Source organism: Hydrogenophaga sp. NH-16 (assembly GCF_004006415.1).
In the GTDB taxonomy this organism is placed as follows: domain Bacteria; phylum Pseudomonadota; class Gammaproteobacteria; order Burkholderiales; family Burkholderiaceae_C; genus Hydrogenophaga; species Hydrogenophaga pseudoflava.
This window is the reverse complement of the sequence record NZ_CP029344.1, coordinates 1,013,312-1,027,101: the sequence shown is the minus strand read 5'-3', so window position 1 is coordinate 1,027,101 and position 13,790 is coordinate 1,013,312. Positions and strand designations below refer to the sequence as shown.

Annotated in this window: 15 protein-coding genes; 7 read left to right on the top strand and 8 right to left on the bottom strand. The window is 69.1% G+C overall.

Annotated features, from left to right (window positions below; translation table 11 throughout):
• Positions 1 to 3 precede the first annotated feature (3 nt).
• A complete protein-coding gene (locus tag DD542_RS04990) occupies positions 4 to 1,266 on the bottom strand; it encodes an SLC13 family permease (protein ID WP_127804238.1) in 1,263 nt (420 codons plus the stop codon).
• 100 nt (positions 1,267 to 1,366) lie between these two features.
• Here DD542_RS04990 and DD542_RS04985 point away from each other — a divergent pair, with 100 nt between their 5' ends.
• Positions 1,367 to 1,789: a PKD domain-containing protein gene (locus DD542_RS04985; protein WP_079366668.1), complete on the top strand. Its 423-nt coding sequence runs from the start codon at positions 1,367 to 1,369 to the stop codon at positions 1,787 to 1,789.
• A 66-nt stretch (positions 1,790 to 1,855) separates the two neighbouring features.
• Here DD542_RS04985 and DD542_RS04980 read toward each other — a convergent pair whose 3' ends face one another.
• Together DD542_RS04980 and DD542_RS04975 are read right to left on the bottom strand one after the other, a co-directional pair.
• Positions 1,856 to 2,845, bottom strand: a complete 990-nt coding sequence (locus tag DD542_RS04980) for an MBL fold metallo-hydrolase (RefSeq protein WP_127804236.1) — start codon at positions 2,843 to 2,845, stop codon at positions 1,856 to 1,858.
• A 116-nt stretch (positions 2,846 to 2,961) separates the two neighbouring features.
• Positions 2,962 to 3,561, bottom strand: coding sequence for a TetR/AcrR family transcriptional regulator (locus tag DD542_RS04975; protein WP_127804234.1), 600 nt, complete (start codon positions 3,559 to 3,561; stop codon positions 2,962 to 2,964).
• Between the two features lie 42 nt (positions 3,562 to 3,603).
• On the opposite strand from DD542_RS04975, the gene DD542_RS04970 reads away from it, so the two are divergent.
• Positions 3,604 to 3,972 carry a TfoX/Sxy family protein gene (locus DD542_RS04970; RefSeq protein WP_127804232.1) on the top strand — a complete coding sequence of 123 codons (369 nt, stop codon included), beginning with the start codon at positions 3,604 to 3,606 and terminating at the stop codon, positions 3,970 to 3,972.
• A gap of 22 nt (positions 3,973 to 3,994) precedes the next feature.
• Here DD542_RS04970 and DD542_RS04965 read toward each other — a convergent pair whose 3' ends face one another.
• Positions 3,995 to 4,468 (bottom strand): DUF2917 domain-containing protein, encoded by a 474-nt coding sequence (locus tag DD542_RS04965; protein WP_164868348.1) that lies wholly within the window; start codon positions 4,466 to 4,468, stop codon positions 3,995 to 3,997.
• 121 nt (positions 4,469 to 4,589) lie between these two features.
• Here DD542_RS04965 and DD542_RS04960 point away from each other — a divergent pair, with 121 nt between their 5' ends.
• Together DD542_RS04960 and DD542_RS04955 are read left to right on the top strand one after the other, a co-directional pair.
• Positions 4,590 to 5,612, top strand: a complete 1,023-nt coding sequence (locus DD542_RS04960; RefSeq protein ID WP_066155008.1) for a LysR substrate-binding domain-containing protein — start codon at positions 4,590 to 4,592, stop codon at positions 5,610 to 5,612.
• Between the two features lie 63 nt (positions 5,613 to 5,675).
• Complete coding sequence (locus tag DD542_RS04955) at positions 5,676 to 6,593, top strand: DMT family transporter (protein ID WP_127804228.1); 918 nt, start codon at positions 5,676 to 5,678, stop codon at positions 6,591 to 6,593.
• A 21-nt stretch (positions 6,594 to 6,614) separates the two neighbouring features.
• Here DD542_RS04955 and DD542_RS04950 read toward each other — a convergent pair whose 3' ends face one another.
• Both DD542_RS04950 and DD542_RS04945 read right to left on the bottom strand, forming a co-directional pair.
• Complete coding sequence (locus tag DD542_RS04950; protein ID WP_206610773.1) at positions 6,615 to 7,799, bottom strand: alpha/beta hydrolase; 1,185 nt, start codon at positions 7,797 to 7,799, stop codon at positions 6,615 to 6,617.
• Positions 7,781 to 8,413 carry a 5-formyltetrahydrofolate cyclo-ligase gene (locus DD542_RS04945; protein ID WP_127804226.1) on the bottom strand — a complete coding sequence of 211 codons (633 nt, stop codon included), beginning with the start codon at positions 8,411 to 8,413 and terminating at the stop codon, positions 7,781 to 7,783. The genes DD542_RS04950 and DD542_RS04945 overlap by 19 nt, the downstream gene beginning before the upstream one ends.
• 9 nt (positions 8,414 to 8,422) lie before the next feature.
• Between DD542_RS04945 and DD542_RS04940 the strand changes: the two genes are divergently transcribed.
• Both DD542_RS04940 and DD542_RS04935 read left to right on the top strand, forming a co-directional pair.
• Positions 8,423 to 10,411 carry a lytic transglycosylase domain-containing protein gene (locus DD542_RS04940; protein ID WP_241559683.1) on the top strand — a complete coding sequence of 663 codons (1,989 nt, stop codon included), beginning with the start codon at positions 8,423 to 8,425 and terminating at the stop codon, positions 10,409 to 10,411.
• On the top strand, positions 10,408 to 11,355 hold the full coding sequence (locus DD542_RS04935) for a complex I NDUFA9 subunit family protein (protein WP_127804224.1): 948 nt from the start codon (positions 10,408 to 10,410) through the stop codon (positions 11,353 to 11,355). Before DD542_RS04940 ends, DD542_RS04935 begins: the two co-directional genes overlap by 4 nt.
• A gap of 13 nt (positions 11,356 to 11,368) precedes the next feature.
• Here the strand turns inward: DD542_RS04935 and DD542_RS04930 are convergent, their stop codons facing one another.
• Positions 11,369 to 12,598 (bottom strand): outer membrane protein transport protein, encoded by a 1,230-nt coding sequence (locus DD542_RS04930; protein WP_206610772.1) that lies wholly within the window; start codon positions 12,596 to 12,598, stop codon positions 11,369 to 11,371.
• Between the two features lie 52 nt (positions 12,599 to 12,650).
• Positions 12,651 to 13,229 carry a DUF302 domain-containing protein gene (locus DD542_RS04925; protein WP_206610771.1) on the bottom strand — a complete coding sequence of 193 codons (579 nt, stop codon included), beginning with the start codon at positions 13,227 to 13,229 and terminating at the stop codon, positions 12,651 to 12,653.
• A 231-nt stretch (positions 13,230 to 13,460) separates the two neighbouring features.
• Here DD542_RS04925 and DD542_RS04920 point away from each other — a divergent pair, with 231 nt between their 5' ends.
• On the top strand, positions 13,461 to 13,784 hold the full coding sequence (locus DD542_RS04920; protein WP_066155024.1) for a metal-sensitive transcriptional regulator: 324 nt from the start codon (positions 13,461 to 13,463) through the stop codon (positions 13,782 to 13,784).
• Positions 13,785 to 13,790 lie beyond the last annotated feature (6 nt).

Genomic DNA, 13,790 nt, shown 5'->3' with positions numbered 1-13,790 from the left:
AACTCAGGCCAGCAGCCAGACCACCGCCAGCGACATCAGGGTCACGGGCAGGCCGGTGACCACGTGCCGCTTCCAGTCCAGCACGATGCCCTCCCGGGCCGCGAGGTCGGCCACGATCAGATTGGCGATCGAACCCACCAGCAGCAGGTTGCCCGCAAAGGTGCTCACCAGCGCCAGCTGGGCGCCGGCATGCTGGGGGTCGGCCCCCAGGTGCGGCAGCAGCAGCATCACCGCCGGCACGTTGGACACCAGGTTGGACAGCACCGTGCCCAGCACCAGCAGGGTGCCCGGGTCGGTCAGGTGCACACCCTGGGTGGCCAGCCAGGCGACCGCCTCGGCCGCCAGTCCGGTCTGCTCGAACGCGTGGTTGACGATGAACAGTCCGATGAAGAGCAGCAGCAGCTGCCAGTCGACCGAGCCCATCACATCCGCGGAATGGAAACGGCGGCTGAGCAGCAGCACGGCCGCCCCCACCAGCGCGGCCACGTCGCGGTGCCAGCCGGTGGCCAGGAACACCACCATCAGCACCAGCGCCACGGTCAGCCCCTTGGCCGTCTGCCAGCGGTCGAACGGCGGTTCGTCTTCGGCCCGCCCCGTGCCGCTGGCCGGCCGAACCGCCGCCGCAGCCCCCACACGCGCCCCGGGACCGTAGGCCAGCCAGAGCCAGAGCAGCGCCAGGCTGATGCCCACGGGCAGCAGGGCCTGCCGCATGTAGCCGTCGAACGGCAGGCGCAGCACGGAACCGATCAGCATGTTCTGCGGGTTGCCGATCAGCGTGGCGGCCGACCCGATGTTGGCGGCGCAGGCCAGGCCGATCAGGAACGGCAGCGGGTTGAGGCCGCGCTGCAGGCACAGGCGCGCGACCACCGGCGTCATGGCCAGGCAGACGATGTCGTTGGAAAACACCGCCGACAGCCCGCCAGCGACCACGATCAGCGCGGCCAGCAGCCCGGCCCGCGACAGCGGCAGCCCGCCCACCCGACGCGTGACCTCGGTGTAGAAGCCGCCCAGCCGCATCTGGGCCGACACCACCATGAAGGCGAACAGCAGCACGATGGTCGGCAGGTCCACCGACCGGGCCGCGTCCTCCACCGCCATGCCGGAAATCGCGATCACGGCGATGGCGCCCAGCAGCGCCACGCCGGACCGGTCCAGTTTCAGGCGCGGCAGACCGCCGAGAAACATGCCCAGATAGACGGTGGCGAAGACCAGAACCACCCCCCATTCCGAGGGCGACGAGACAAAGGAAGACAGCGCAGGCGACATGAGGAGGCTACAGATCGATACACGATTGTCGGCCCTTGTGCGGTAGCTCCCGGACCCCGAATGGGATTACCATCGTTGGCCACCGATCCGGGAGCCACACATGACAACGTTCAGAAACCTGACCTTCTCGAAATTCCTGCTGGCGAGCTTCACGGCGCTGGCACTCACCGGCTGTCTGCCGGTGCCGATTTACGACGTCACCCCCAGCACCGCGCGGGCCGGTACCGAGCTGACCTTCGACGCGTCCGGATCGGTGGTGTCCAACATGCCCGAGGGCAATGTGGCCGTGGGCTGGTCGTGGAGCTTTGGCGACGGCAGCACCGCCAAGGGCGAAACCGTGACCCACACCTACGACAAGGCCGGCATCTACACCATCAAGCTCACCGTGACCGACAGCGCGGGCCGCGAGGCCTCCGTCGAGGACCAGCTGGAGGTGAAGGAGGCGCTGGTGATCGTGGATACGACCAGCGACGACGAGGACACCAGCTCGCCCCCCCCCATCACCAGCACAACGACGCAGTAGCCCTCTTGCGCCAGCCAACAAAAAAGCCGCTGTATTCACAGCGGCTTTTTTGTTGCCGGAGCGACCTCAGGCCTGCAGCGACTTCCACATCTCCATGTCGCGCTCGGCCGTCCAGATGCGCGGGTTCTTGATGCCGCTGGCCTCGTCGTAGGCGCGGCTGACGTCGAACGGCAGGCAGTGCTCGTAGATGAACACGTGGCCGAACACCGGGTCCATGCTCTTGCGGGTGTGGGCCATGGCGGCCTTGAGGTCCATCCTGGCGGCCACGGCTTCCTTGCCGGCCTGGAATAGGGTCGTGACCCAGCGCTTGGTGTAGTCCAGCGCCTTGTTCACGTTGGCGTTGCCCTTCATGGCCTCGCCGCGGCCGGGCACGATGAACTCGGCGTTCAGCGCGCGCAGCGCTTCGAGTGTGGCGGGCCACTCTTCCAGCTGGGCGTCGCCGGTGTAGACGCCGGCTTCGTACTCGACCAGGTCGCCGCTGAACAGCACCTTCTCTTCTTCCACCCAGGCGATGGTGTCGCCGCGCGTGTGGCCGTGGCCCGGGCTCCAGATCTGCACCACCACGCCACCCAGGTTGATCGACAGCTTGCCGGGCTTTTCGCCCTTGGTCGGGTCGCCGCCGCCGATCACCATGGTCGGCCAGGTCAGGCCCGGCACCGAGTCGGCACCGCGGAACAGGCGCGGGAAGCGCTCCATCTCGCTCTTCATGTCCTGTTCGCCACGCTCCTGGATCAGCTCCAGCGTGCCCTGACTGGCGATGATCTCGGTCGCACCTTCGGCGAAGTAGGCGCTGGCACCCAGCACGCGCACCGCGTGGTAGTGGGTCAGCAGCACGTACTTGATCGGCTTGTCGGAGACGGTGCGGATCTGCCGGATCAGGTCCTTGGCCATGGCCGGGGTGGCGGTGGCGTCGCTGACCATGATGAATTCGTCGCCGATGATGACGCCCGAGTTCGGATCGCCCTCGGCGGTGTAGGCCCAGCAGTGCGGGCTCAGCTGTTCGAACGTGGTCTTTTTGTCCTGCAGATCGGCCTGGGAGGCGAAGGCTTTGCTCATGGGGAGGTCTCCTGTGGGAATGGTCGACATCGGGCGCCGGAGCGCGAACCGAAGAATTTTACCTAATCGAAATTAATTACGGATGGGTAAATCATTAACCCCATGCATCCACAGGGTCAGCCACCCAGGCCCTGCTCCAGCACCGCCACCACCTCGTCGGCAAAGGCGGCGTAGCTCATGGGCCCGCCGGGACGCAGCCAGGTGAAGGTCCAGTTGATCATGCCGAACAGCATCATGGTCAGCGCGGTCTGGTTGGCCGGCGTCACGCGACCGGGGTAGGCGCGCTTGATGAAGCGGGTGAAGGCCGCCACCACGTCGCGCTGGCGGTTGAGGATCAGCTCGCGCTGGGTGTCGCCCAGGAACTTGGTGTCGGACACCAGGGCCACATGGCGCGTGGCCGAGCTTTCGTACTCCGCCAGAAAGGCCCGCACCAGCGCGTGCAGGGCCTCGCGCTCGCTGAGGTTCTGGCGCTGGGCATGGGCCTCGGCCTCGCCGATCAGCGCCAGCAGGCGCTGGGTGTAGCGGTCCAGCAGGTCGAACAGAATCGCTTCCTTGCTCTCGTAGTAGTGGTAGAGCCGCGCCTTGCTGGTGCCGCAGGCGGTGGCGATGTCGTTCATGCTCGCGGCCGGGAAGCTCTGGCGCGCGAAACACTGGGCAGCGACATCGAGGATTTCCTCGCGTTTGAGGTCGTGGGAGGCGGATTTCGGGCGGGCCATGTGGAGATTGTCCACCCCCGCGAGCTTGTCTACGATGCGCGCATGGCGACCAAACCCATCACCGACCCGTTTGCCCTGCACGCCTGCGAGCTGCTGTCCTGCCTCGGCCCAGTGAAGGCGACGCGCATGTTCGGGGGTTACGGCCTGGCGGTGGACGGCATGAACGTGGCCATCATTGCCTGGGACACCCTGTTCCTCAAGACCAACGCCGAGACCGCGCCGCGGTTTCTGGCCGAGGGCGCCCGGGCGTTCGAGTACGAGGCCCGGGGCAAGACCATGAGCCTGCACTACCACACGCCGCCCGAGGAAGCCCTCGAATCGCCGGCGCTGATGGCGCCCTGGGCGCGACTGGCGCTGCAGGCGGCGGTGGCGGCGCGCCAGCCGGCGCCCCGCCGGGCCAGGCGCCCGTGAGCGCCGTCCGAACGGTGTGCCGTCAGCGCATGCACTCCAGCGGCGACAGCACCCGCCCGCGACCGGCCACCAGGAACTCGCTGTAGCCGAGCAGGCCCCGGGCCACCCGAACCAGCGCCCAGGCCGCCTGGCCGAAGGCCGCAACCGCTTCATGCAGCGGCGCCCGCACCTCGCGACCAAAGCGGCTGTCCTGTGCCTGTGCGGCGCCCGACCAGTCGAAACAGACCGGCCCGTCCGACTCGCGCCGCGACAGCGGCTCCATCACCAGCCGGGCGCCGGCGGGCACCACCATCGACTCGCCGGCCATCAGGAAGCGGTCGCCCGAGTCCTGCGGCGACGGGGCGCCCGGCTCGCCCAGGGTCACCCACACCGGGCCGCGGTGGATGCGCAGCACGGAGATTTCCTGCGGGCGCAGGCTCATGGCATGGCCCGGGTGCAGGCGCCAGGCGCCGGCCGGACGGAACGAGGACACAGTGGAAGCAGCGGATGAGGACATGACGGACTCCAGTGACGACAGCATGGGCGTCATCTTCTGTGCTGCAGCGCCGCACGTCCAATGAAATGGGGCTAAGCTATTGATTCCCTCATCGCATCAATCCAGTCCACCCTGTCCGCCCATGTCTCAGGCCCTCACACCCAGCCATCCGCGCACCCGGCCGATCTCGGCCGGCCACCTGCGCGCCTTTGAGGCGGTGGCCCGCCACCTCAACTTCCGTGCCGCGGCCGAGGAGCTTTCCCTCACGCAGAGCGCGGTCAGCCGGCAGATCCAGTCGCTGGAGGACGAGGTCGGCTCGGCCCTGTTCCTGCGCCACACACGCTCGGTCGAACTCACCGGCGCCGGCACCATCCTGCTGCGCGCGGCGGGTTCGGCGCTGGAGCGGATTGATGCGGCGGTGAGGCAGATCCGGCAGAGCGCCGGGCGCCGCAGCGTGGCCATCACCACCTGGGCCTCGTTCGCCTCGATGTGGCTGATTCCGCGCCTGGAGGCCTTCCAGCGCGAGCACCCGGACATCGACATCCGCATCGACGCCACCGACGCCGCGGTCGACCTGGCCACCGCCGACGTCGACATGGCGCTGCGCTACGCCGTGCCCGAAACCATCCCTGCTGGCGCGATCCGGCTGTTCGGCGAACAGCTCACGCCCGTCGCCAGCCCCTGGCTGCTGCGCGAGCACCGCATCGCCACGCTGGACGACCTGGCCAAGGTCACGCTGATCGAGGCCGGCGACGCGCACCGCACGCGCCACCTCGAATACCTGACCTGGCAGCGCTGGCTGGACCACTACGCGCCGACGCCCACCGGCAACGCGCGGGCGCGCAGCAAGGCGCGCCTGAGCCCACAGCGCTGGCTGTACTTCAACTACGCCAGCCAGATCGTGCAGGCCGCCCTCACCGGCCAGGGCGTGGCCCTGGCGCGCATGCCCCTGGTGGCCGAGAGCCTGGCCAGCGGCGACCTGGTCGAGCCGCTGCCCAGCATGCGGCTGGACTCGCCCCTGGTGTATTGGCTGGTGCTGGCGCCGCGCAGCAAGACGCGCCCCGAGGTCAAGGCCTTCTGCGACTGGCTGCTGCGCGAGGCCGAGCGAACGCGCCAGGCGATTGGCGACCTGCCCGACCCCGACACGGTGGACCATATCGACTGACCCCCAGTGGCGCCCGCCGCAGCCCGCGGCTGGTGCACACTGCGCCGCTTTGCCTCTTCGCCCATGACCTCCGCCGCCCAGCACGCCCAAGGCAATCTCCGCAGCATCGTCAACATGATGCTGGCGGTGATGTTCTTTTCGCTCATGGACGCGGTGCTCAAGACCCTGTCGGCCCACTACCCGCCGCTGCAGATGGCCTGCCTGCGCGGCGCCACGTCCTTGCCGTTGGTGCTGGCCTGGATCCAGTGGCGCGGGGGCTGGCACCGTTTGCGCCGGCTGCGCTGGTCGCTGCACCTGCTGCGTGGCGGCCTGGGCATCGTCATGCTGTCCCTGTTCACTCTGGGCGTGAGAGAACTGCCGCTGTCGGCCACCTACACGCTGTTCTTCATCGCTCCGATGCTGATCACGGCCTTGTCGGTTCTGGTGCTCAAGGAGCGTGTGCCCAAGGCCCACTGGTGGGCCATTGCGGCGGGCTTCGGCGGCGTGCTGGTGGCGCTGCAGCCCAGTGGAGAGGACCTGCAAGCCGGGTTCATCACCATCGGTGGCGCCGCCATCCTGGGGGCGGCGCTGTGCTACGCGGTGGCGGCCGTCGCGGGCCGTCTGCTCAGCCGCACCGACAGCAGCGAGTCCATGATCCTGAGCGGGATGGCATTCGTGAGCCTGGGCGGCGGCCTGCTGGCCGCACCGGGCTGGGTACCTCTGTCCATGGAGCATGCGGGGCTGTTGCTGGCGCTGGCCATCACCGGCTTTCTGGGCCAGCTGACCATCAACGAAGCGTTCCGCCATGGCCAGGCCAGCGCGGTGGCGCCCTTCGAATACACCGCCCTGGCCTGGGGCGTGGCGCTGGACTGGCTGATCTGGCAGACCCTGCCCGAGGCCCACACCTGGTTCGGTGCCGCCATCATCATCGGCAGCGGGCTCTACCTCGTGCGGCGCGAGAAGCGCATCAGCGAGGTGCACGCCAACGCCGAGCACCCCTGAGCCGGGAGCTTCCGCGGGAACTCAGCCGAAACGTTCGCGGGTCCAGCCGCTGACCAGCGCCACGCCCTGCTGCATCTGCTCCGGCTGGCCCTGGAAGTAGTGGTTGGCACCGGCGATCACGTGCATCTGCTTGTCGGCGCCGCCGGCGGCCGCGAACATGAGCCCGATGTCGGGCTGCGGCACGGCGTCGTCGGCGCCGTGTTCGATCGCCAGCAGCGGCACCGTGACCCGCCGCGCACAGGCTTCGCCATCGGCGCGCGAGTCGTCGACGGACCACTGCGACAGCCAGGCGCGCAGCGTCGAGAAGCGCGCCATGCCCACCGGTCCGGTGTTCACCGTCTCGGGCACCCCGAGGTAACAACGCCCGACCGGACGCCCGTTGGGGTCGATGCTGCCATCGAGAAAGCGCGGGTCGGCCAGCGTGCGGTGGGTGACGAAGCCGCGTTCCAGCTCGGCGCCGCCGCGGCGCTTCAATTCCGCCAGCGTCTCTTTTACGCGCTGGGTGATGCGCCGGATGCGCGCCAGCTGGGCCGCGCGGTAGGCCACCAGCCAGTCGGCCGGGTATGGCGGCTTCACCGGCAGGTCGGGCGAATAGAGGTCCAGCGCCGGGTCGCGCCGGTCCGGGTCGGACTCATCCAGCACGGACGGGTCGATCCAGTCGCGCAGGCACTGCGCGCGCGAGCGGTGCGCCGCCTCCAGCACCACCGCGTCGGCAGGAATCAACCCGGCGCCCACCAGGTCGACCGGGTCGCCCGCGGGCGTGTGCGTGATGGTGGGCTGCTCGGCCTGCGACTGGTAGAACAGGGCCAGCGAGCCGCCGCCCGACCAGCCCATCAGCACCACGCGACGGAAGCCCAGCACCTCTTTCGCATGGCGCACGCAGGCGCCCATGTCCAGCAGCACCTTCTCCATGATCAGCGCGGTGTCGTTCTTCGCGTAGCGGCTGCCCATGCAGAGCACCGGATACCCGGCGGCCGCCAGTGCGGGCGGCAGCGGCAGCAGCTGCAGCGTCGAGCTGGGGTGCATCATCAGGAACACCACCTCGCGCGAGGCGCCGGGCGCGCTGATCAGCAGCCCTTCGAGGTTGACCGCGCCCTGGCTGCCCGAAAAGCCGTAGGTTTCGGTGAAGGCGCTGGTTTCGCGGTAGGCGATGTGCACCCACTGGTGCTGCAGGCCGCCCACGGCCGTCAGCCCTTGAGCGGCCACATCACGCCGGTGTCCGCCAGGATGGCGTCCAGCGGCACGTCGTGGGTCTCGGGCTCGAGGTCCTGCAGGTAGGCAAAGTCGTAGCCCAGGCCGACCGTGAAGGGCTTGGGCCGCAGCGAGGCCAGGGTGCGGTCGTAGAAGCCGCCGCCGTAGCCCAGCCGGTAGCCGCCCGGCCCGAACCCCACGCAGGGCACGAAGATCAGCGTCGGCTCGATGATCTCGGTGTCCTTGGGCTTGGGAATGCCGAAGGCGTCCTCTTCCATCGGGCAGCCGGGATACCAGCTGTAGAAGGTGAGCGTCTTGTCGACCTTGTTGACCACCGGCAGGCCGATGCGGCGGTGGCGCGCGGCGCTCTGCGCGTCTTCCTCCAGACCCGCCTCCTGCCAGCGGAACAGCGCCGGCAGCGGATCGAACTCGCCTTTGATCGGCCAGTAGGCCCCGATCACGGTGTCGGGCCGGTGGATCAGCCAGACCCGCATCACACGCTGCAGCAGGTCGTTGCGCCAGGCGCGGTCGGCCAGGTTCTGCCGCTTGTCGATCAGCTGCTTGCGCCAGACGGCTTTGGGGCCTTGCGAGGCCGGGTCTTTCGCGGGGCTGGAGGGGTTGTTGTCCATAATCGACGCATGAAACTGATGCGCGTGAAACAGGGGCTGCTGCCCATTATGGCCGCGCTGCTGATGCAGGGACCGGTCCTGGCACAGACCAGCGCGGACGCTGCCCTGCTGGAGATGCGCGACGCCTTCCGGCGCAATGCCACCCCCACCCTGACCGCCCTGCTGTGGCGGGTGCAAGGCCATGTGCTCGAACCGGTGGCGGTGTACTGGGAGGCCAGGGCGCGCCTGGAATCGGCGCCGGCCGCGGACATCCGGGCCGCCATGGACCGCATGGCCGGCAGCTACTGGGAAGACCGGCTGCGCAACGACTGGCTGCTGCAGCTGGGCAAACAACGCGACTGGGCCACCTTCGAGGCCGAGCTGCCGCGCTACCGCATGAACGATGACCGCCAGGTGCAGTGCTATGCGCTGATGCTGGACGCTGCGGCCCGCCGCAAGCCGTCGGAAGAGGCGGCACAGGAGGTTGCCCGCCTCTGGCATGCGCAGCGCGAGGCCGACGACGCCTGCGCCACCGCGGCCAAGGCCTTCCTGGACAGCGGCCACCTGCGCCCCGAGGCCGCCTGGCAGCGGGCGCGCCTGGCCATGGAGGCCGGCCGCACAGCCGCGGCGGTACAGGCGGTGAACCTGCTCAACCCGGACTGGGTGCCGACGGTGCACGCGATCGCCGCCGACCCCGCGCGATACCTCGACGAAAAATTCACCGCCATCCGGCCGCGCACCAAGGAGCTGGTGACGCTGGCCCTCATCCGGCTGGCCAGCCAGGATGTGACCGCCGCCGCGCGCGAGATGGACCTCACCCGCTGGAAGGCGCAGCTCACCACCGAGGAGCGCAGCTGGGTCTGGGGCGTGATCGGCAAGCGCATGGCGCAGTCGCTGCAGGGCGACGCGCTGGCGGCGTTTGCCAACGGCAGTGACCGTCACATGGCGCCCGACCACCTGGCCTGGAAGGCCCGCGCCGGGCTGCGCGCGGGCACCTGGGGCCATGTGCGGGACGCCATTGCCGCCATGGACGAGGCGCAGCGCCAGGAGCCGGTCTGGGTCTACTGGCGCGCCCGGGCGATGCAGGCCCTGCGCGAGCCCGATGCGCTGACGGCCCAGATCGTCGCCACCGGCCTCTACCGCTCGATCGCCTCGCACCAGGGCTTCTACGAGCTGCTCGCGCTGGAGGAGCTGGGCCACAGCGTGACCACGCCGCCACCGCCTGCACCGCCCACCTCGCAGGAAATGGCGGCCGCCCAGACCCACCCGGGGCTGCAGCGCGCGCTGGCGGCCGTCCGGCTGGGCCTGCGCAGCGAAGGCGTGCGCGAGTGGAACTACACCACCAACCTGCACACGCGCGGCGGCATGGGCGACCGCGAGCTGCTGGCCGCCGCCGCACTGGCCTGCCAGCACGAGCTCTGGGACCGCTGCATCAACACCAGCGAGCGCACGCGCGGCCTGCAGGACCAGGCCCAGCGCTTCCCGATGCCGTTCCGCGCGCAGGTGCTGCGGCGCACGGCCGAGATCGGGCTGGACCCGGCCTATGTCTACGGCCTGATCCGCCAGGAGAGCCGCTTCGTCACGGACGCGCGCTCGGGTGTCGGCGCCTCGGGCCTGATGCAGGTGATGCCGGCCACGGCCCGCTGGACCGCCCGCAAGATCGGCCTGACCGACTTCCAGTCGCACCAGATCACCGAACGCGACACCAACATCCTGATCGGCACCGCCTACCTCAAACTGGCGCTGGACGACCTGGACGGCTCGATGCCGCTGGCCGCGGCCGCCTACAACGCAGGGCCGGCCCGCGCCCGCACCTGGCGCCAGGGTCCCGTACTGGCCGGAGAGGTCTGGGCCGAGAACATCCCGTTTGAAGAAACCCGCGACTACGTGAAGAAGGTGATGGCCAACACCACGCACTACGCGAGCCTGATCACGGGGCAGCCGCAGTCGCTGCGCGCCCGGCTCGGGGTCGTCGGCCCCCCCGCCCGCCCGGACGGCTACAACCGGGAGCTGCCATGAAGCGGGTGCTGGTTCTGGGCGGCACCGGGTTCGTGGGGCGGCACCTGTGCGAGAAGCTGCAGCGCGCGGACTGGCAGATCACCGTGCCGACCCGCCGGGCGACCAACGCCGCGGCCGTGCAGCACCTGCCGCGGCTGACGGTGGTCGAGGCCTCGGTGCACGACGAGGCCACGCTGACCCGGCTGCTGGCGGGCCACGATGCGGTGGTCAATCTCGTGGCCATCCTGCACGGCAACGAGGCCGCCTTCGAGCGGGCGCATGTGCAGCTGCCCGCCACCATCGCCCGCGCCTGCCTGGCCAGCGGCGTGCGCCGGCTGGTGCATGTGAGCGCACTGGGTTCCCAGCTGGACGGGCCCTCGATGTACCAGCGCAGCAAGGCCCGCGGCGAAGAAGTGCTGCGGTCCGCCGGACTGGCGCTGACCATCCTGCGGCCCAGCGTGATCTTTGGTGATGGCGACCGTTTTCTGAACCTGTTCGCGCGCCTGCAGTCGGTGTTCCCCGTGATGCCGCTGGCCGGCGCCGGCACGCGCTTCCAGCCGATCTGGGTGGAGGACGTGGCCGACGCCGTGCTCGCCTGCCTGCGCGACACCGGCCTGCCCCGCAGCAGCATCGGCCAGACCTTCGAATGCGCCGGACCCGACGTGCTCACGCTCGGCGAACTGGTGCGGCTGGCGGGGCGGCTGGGCAGCCGCGAGCGCCCGGTGCTGCCGCTGCCCACCGCCATCGGGCGCCTGCAGGCCCTGGCGATGGAGTGTCTGCCGGGCGAGCCGCTGATGAGCCGCGACAACCTCGATTCGATGGCGGTCGACAACGTCGCCACCAGCCAGTGGCCCGGCCTGTCCTCGCTGGGCATCGTGCCGCGGTCGGTGCACACGGTGGCGCCGCTGTACCTCGGCCCGCAGGCTGGTCGCGGCCACCTGACCAGCTACCGGAAGCCCCGGTAGCCGTCGCGGCGCCTCAGTACCGTCGGCTGTACTGCAGGCCGAAGCCGTTCTGGCTCATGCCGATAGAGGTCGGGGCCGGCGCTGAACCGCTCACGGTGTTCTTGCGGCCGTGCCAGGCGGCGAAGGTCAGCTCGTCCTTGTCCGACAGGCTGTAGGTCGCCCCCAGAGTGATGTGCGACTTGATGACGCCCGGCGCCAGCGTGTTGAGGAACACATCGGGCGAAGTCACGGGGTTGGTGCCCTGGTTGTAGCCGGCGCGCAGCGTCCACTGCGGGTTCAGCTGCCACTGCACACCCAGCTTCACCACCTCCACATCCCTCCAGCCGAAGCCCGGGCCATTGCTGGCGCCGAAGCCGTTGCCGAAGTTCGCCAGACTGGCGTTGCCGATGGCCTTCACGCCGCTGTAGTTGATGCGCGAGTAGTCCAGCGCCACCTGCACCGCGGGACTGACCTGGAACGCCACACCCAGCGCGTAGTTCTCGGGAATGTCGAAGTCGCCGCGCTCGGCGAACAGGCGCTCGTACTTCTTGAACCGGCCCATGGCGATCTTGGGTGAGTAGGACGCGCCGATGGTGACCGCGTCGCCGAGTTTGCCCATGTAGCCCAGGCGCAGGCCGACGCCGGTGCTGTCGTCGGTGCCGGGGTTGTTGATGCCGAAGGCCTGCAGGCCCTGGGCCTTGAAGCGCTGGTACACCAGCAGCGGCGACACACCCAGTGCGTGACCGGGGGCCACTTCGTACGACACCGTGGGCGCCACGATCAGCTGCATCAGGTCCACGCCCAGCTTGCCGGTGCCGCAGGTGGTCGGGCTGCTGCACATGAAGTTGCTGTTGCCCGGGAACACCGCCGGGTATTCGGTGTTCATGCCGCCGTTGCCATAGACCGTCAGACCCGCCGACAACTTGCCCGAGAGCCGGGTGGTGAACCCCAGTTCCGGGATCAGGAAGCTGTCCTTGCCACTCTTGACCTCCATCGCCCCCATCGGGGTGCTCACGGTGGCGCTGCGCCTGGGCATGAACACCTCGGCCCCGAGGTCCCAGCGGTTGCCCGCATAGGACACCGAGGCCGGGTTGTTCACGCCGCCGAAGGCGTCGTGCGACTGGGCCACGGCGGTGCCGCCCATGCCCTTGGCCTTGAGGCCGAAACCATGGGGGAAGTAGCCGTTGGTGGCCTGGGCGGGTGGCAGGGCGGTGCCCAGCGCGAGCAGGGTGGCGCCTCGCAAGACGTGCATGCGAACGTTCATGGGTTGTCTCCGTTGTGGTCGTGGGGGGATGGGAACGCGGCGGGGCAGGCGCTCAGAACTCGCCCTTGGAGGCGCGTTCCATCATCTGCCAGATGGTCTCGCGCACCGCCCAGGCTTCTTCCTTGAGCGGCGAGGGCAGCTTGCGGCCCATCTTGACCATCATGTCCATGTTGAGCGTGTACAGCCACAGGCTGCCGTCCTCGTGCTCCACCACGCTGATGCGGCAGGGCAGGTAGGCCGCCATGTGCGGGCTGAAGTCCACCATCTTGCGGGCGGTGGCCGGGCTGCAGTAGGAGTACACGGTCAGCAGCTTCTCTTTCTTGCCCGAGCGGGCTTCGAGTTCCTTGGACAGCGGCAGCACGCCGACGTCGCGCATGTTGCGCTCCACCGCCACCAGCTTGAGGATTTCTTCGACGTCCTTGGCCGTCACCCCCGGTTTGACTTTGCGCTCCCAGGTGGTGGCGACGGCGATGTCCCCGTTGCCCTCGACCCAGCGGTCCCACATGCGGGAGGCCTCGCCACCGGCGCCGTCCTCGAGCTTGCCGATGGTCGAGACCGTGCCGCAGCCGGTGGTCAGAAGCGCGGTGGCCAGCAAGGCCGATGCAACAGAGATTCGTGTCCAGATGCGCATGGAAATGTCCTCGAAGGGCGAATGGATGAGAGGTGTGGACGGGGCGCCGACCTGACATTTGTCAAAGCCACCGACGAACCACACCGTATCCGTGCATTCGAATATCGCCATCGGCGATTACCCTAGGGGGTAGGGTAATCATGACGCCCTCCTCATGGCATCGCGCCGGTCAGCACCCGTGCCCGGGGTTTTTTGGCACACTCCCCCGGTCCCATCCAACAGAGACACACCATGGCCAGCACCCCCGTCAAAACCAAGCCGATGCCGTCCACCGACGCCGCAGCCGCCGCCTTCCGTTCGGAACACCAGCGCGACGTGGTCAACCGTCTCAAGCGCATTGAAGGCCAGGTGCGCGGGCTGATCGACATGGTCGAAAGCGGCCGCTCCTGCGAAGACGTGGCCCAGCAGATGTCGGCCGCACGCAAGGCCATGGACAAGGCCTTCTACCGCATGATGGCCTGCTCGGTGATGGAGGCCGTCGCGGTGTCGGACTCGGAAGAGCAGACGATCCGCGAGGTCGAGCGCTCAACCCGCATCCTCGAAAAATACGCCTGAACCGCA

Bases quoted from the DNA above. Each gene is read 5' to 3' on its own strand.
- DD542_RS04990 (WP_127804238.1), bottom strand. From the start codon at position 1,266: ATGTCGCCTGCGCTGTCTTCCTTTGTCTCGTCGCCCTCGGAATGGGGG.
- DD542_RS04985 (WP_079366668.1), top strand. From the start codon at position 1,367: ATGACAACGTTCAGAAACCTGACCTTCTCGAAATTCCTGCTGGCGAGC.
- DD542_RS04980 (WP_127804236.1), bottom strand. From the start codon at position 2,845: ATGAGCAAAGCCTTCGCCTCCCAGGCCGATCTGCAGGACAAAAAGACC.
- DD542_RS04975 (WP_127804234.1), bottom strand. From the start codon at position 3,561: ATGGCCCGCCCGAAATCCGCCTCCCACGACCTCAAACGCGAGGAAATC.
- DD542_RS04970 (WP_127804232.1), top strand. From the start codon at position 3,604: ATGGCGACCAAACCCATCACCGACCCGTTTGCCCTGCACGCCTGCGAG.
- DD542_RS04965 (WP_164868348.1), bottom strand. From the start codon at position 4,468: ATGTCCTCATCCGCTGCTTCCACTGTGTCCTCGTTCCGTCCGGCCGGC.
- DD542_RS04960 (WP_066155008.1), top strand. From the start codon at position 4,590: ATGTCTCAGGCCCTCACACCCAGCCATCCGCGCACCCGGCCGATCTCG.
- DD542_RS04955 (WP_127804228.1), top strand. From the start codon at position 5,676: ATGACCTCCGCCGCCCAGCACGCCCAAGGCAATCTCCGCAGCATCGTC.
- DD542_RS04945 (WP_127804226.1), bottom strand. From the start codon at position 8,413: ATGGACAACAACCCCTCCAGCCCCGCGAAAGACCCGGCCTCGCAAGGC.
- DD542_RS04940 (WP_241559683.1), top strand. From the start codon at position 8,423: ATGAAACTGATGCGCGTGAAACAGGGGCTGCTGCCCATTATGGCCGCG.
- DD542_RS04935 (WP_127804224.1), top strand. From the start codon at position 10,408: ATGAAGCGGGTGCTGGTTCTGGGCGGCACCGGGTTCGTGGGGCGGCAC.
- DD542_RS04930 (WP_206610772.1), bottom strand. From the start codon at position 12,598: ATGAACGTTCGCATGCACGTCTTGCGAGGCGCCACCCTGCTCGCGCTG.
- DD542_RS04925 (WP_206610771.1), bottom strand. From the start codon at position 13,229: ATGCGCATCTGGACACGAATCTCTGTTGCATCGGCCTTGCTGGCCACC.
- DD542_RS04920 (WP_066155024.1), top strand. From the start codon at position 13,461: ATGGCCAGCACCCCCGTCAAAACCAAGCCGATGCCGTCCACCGACGCC.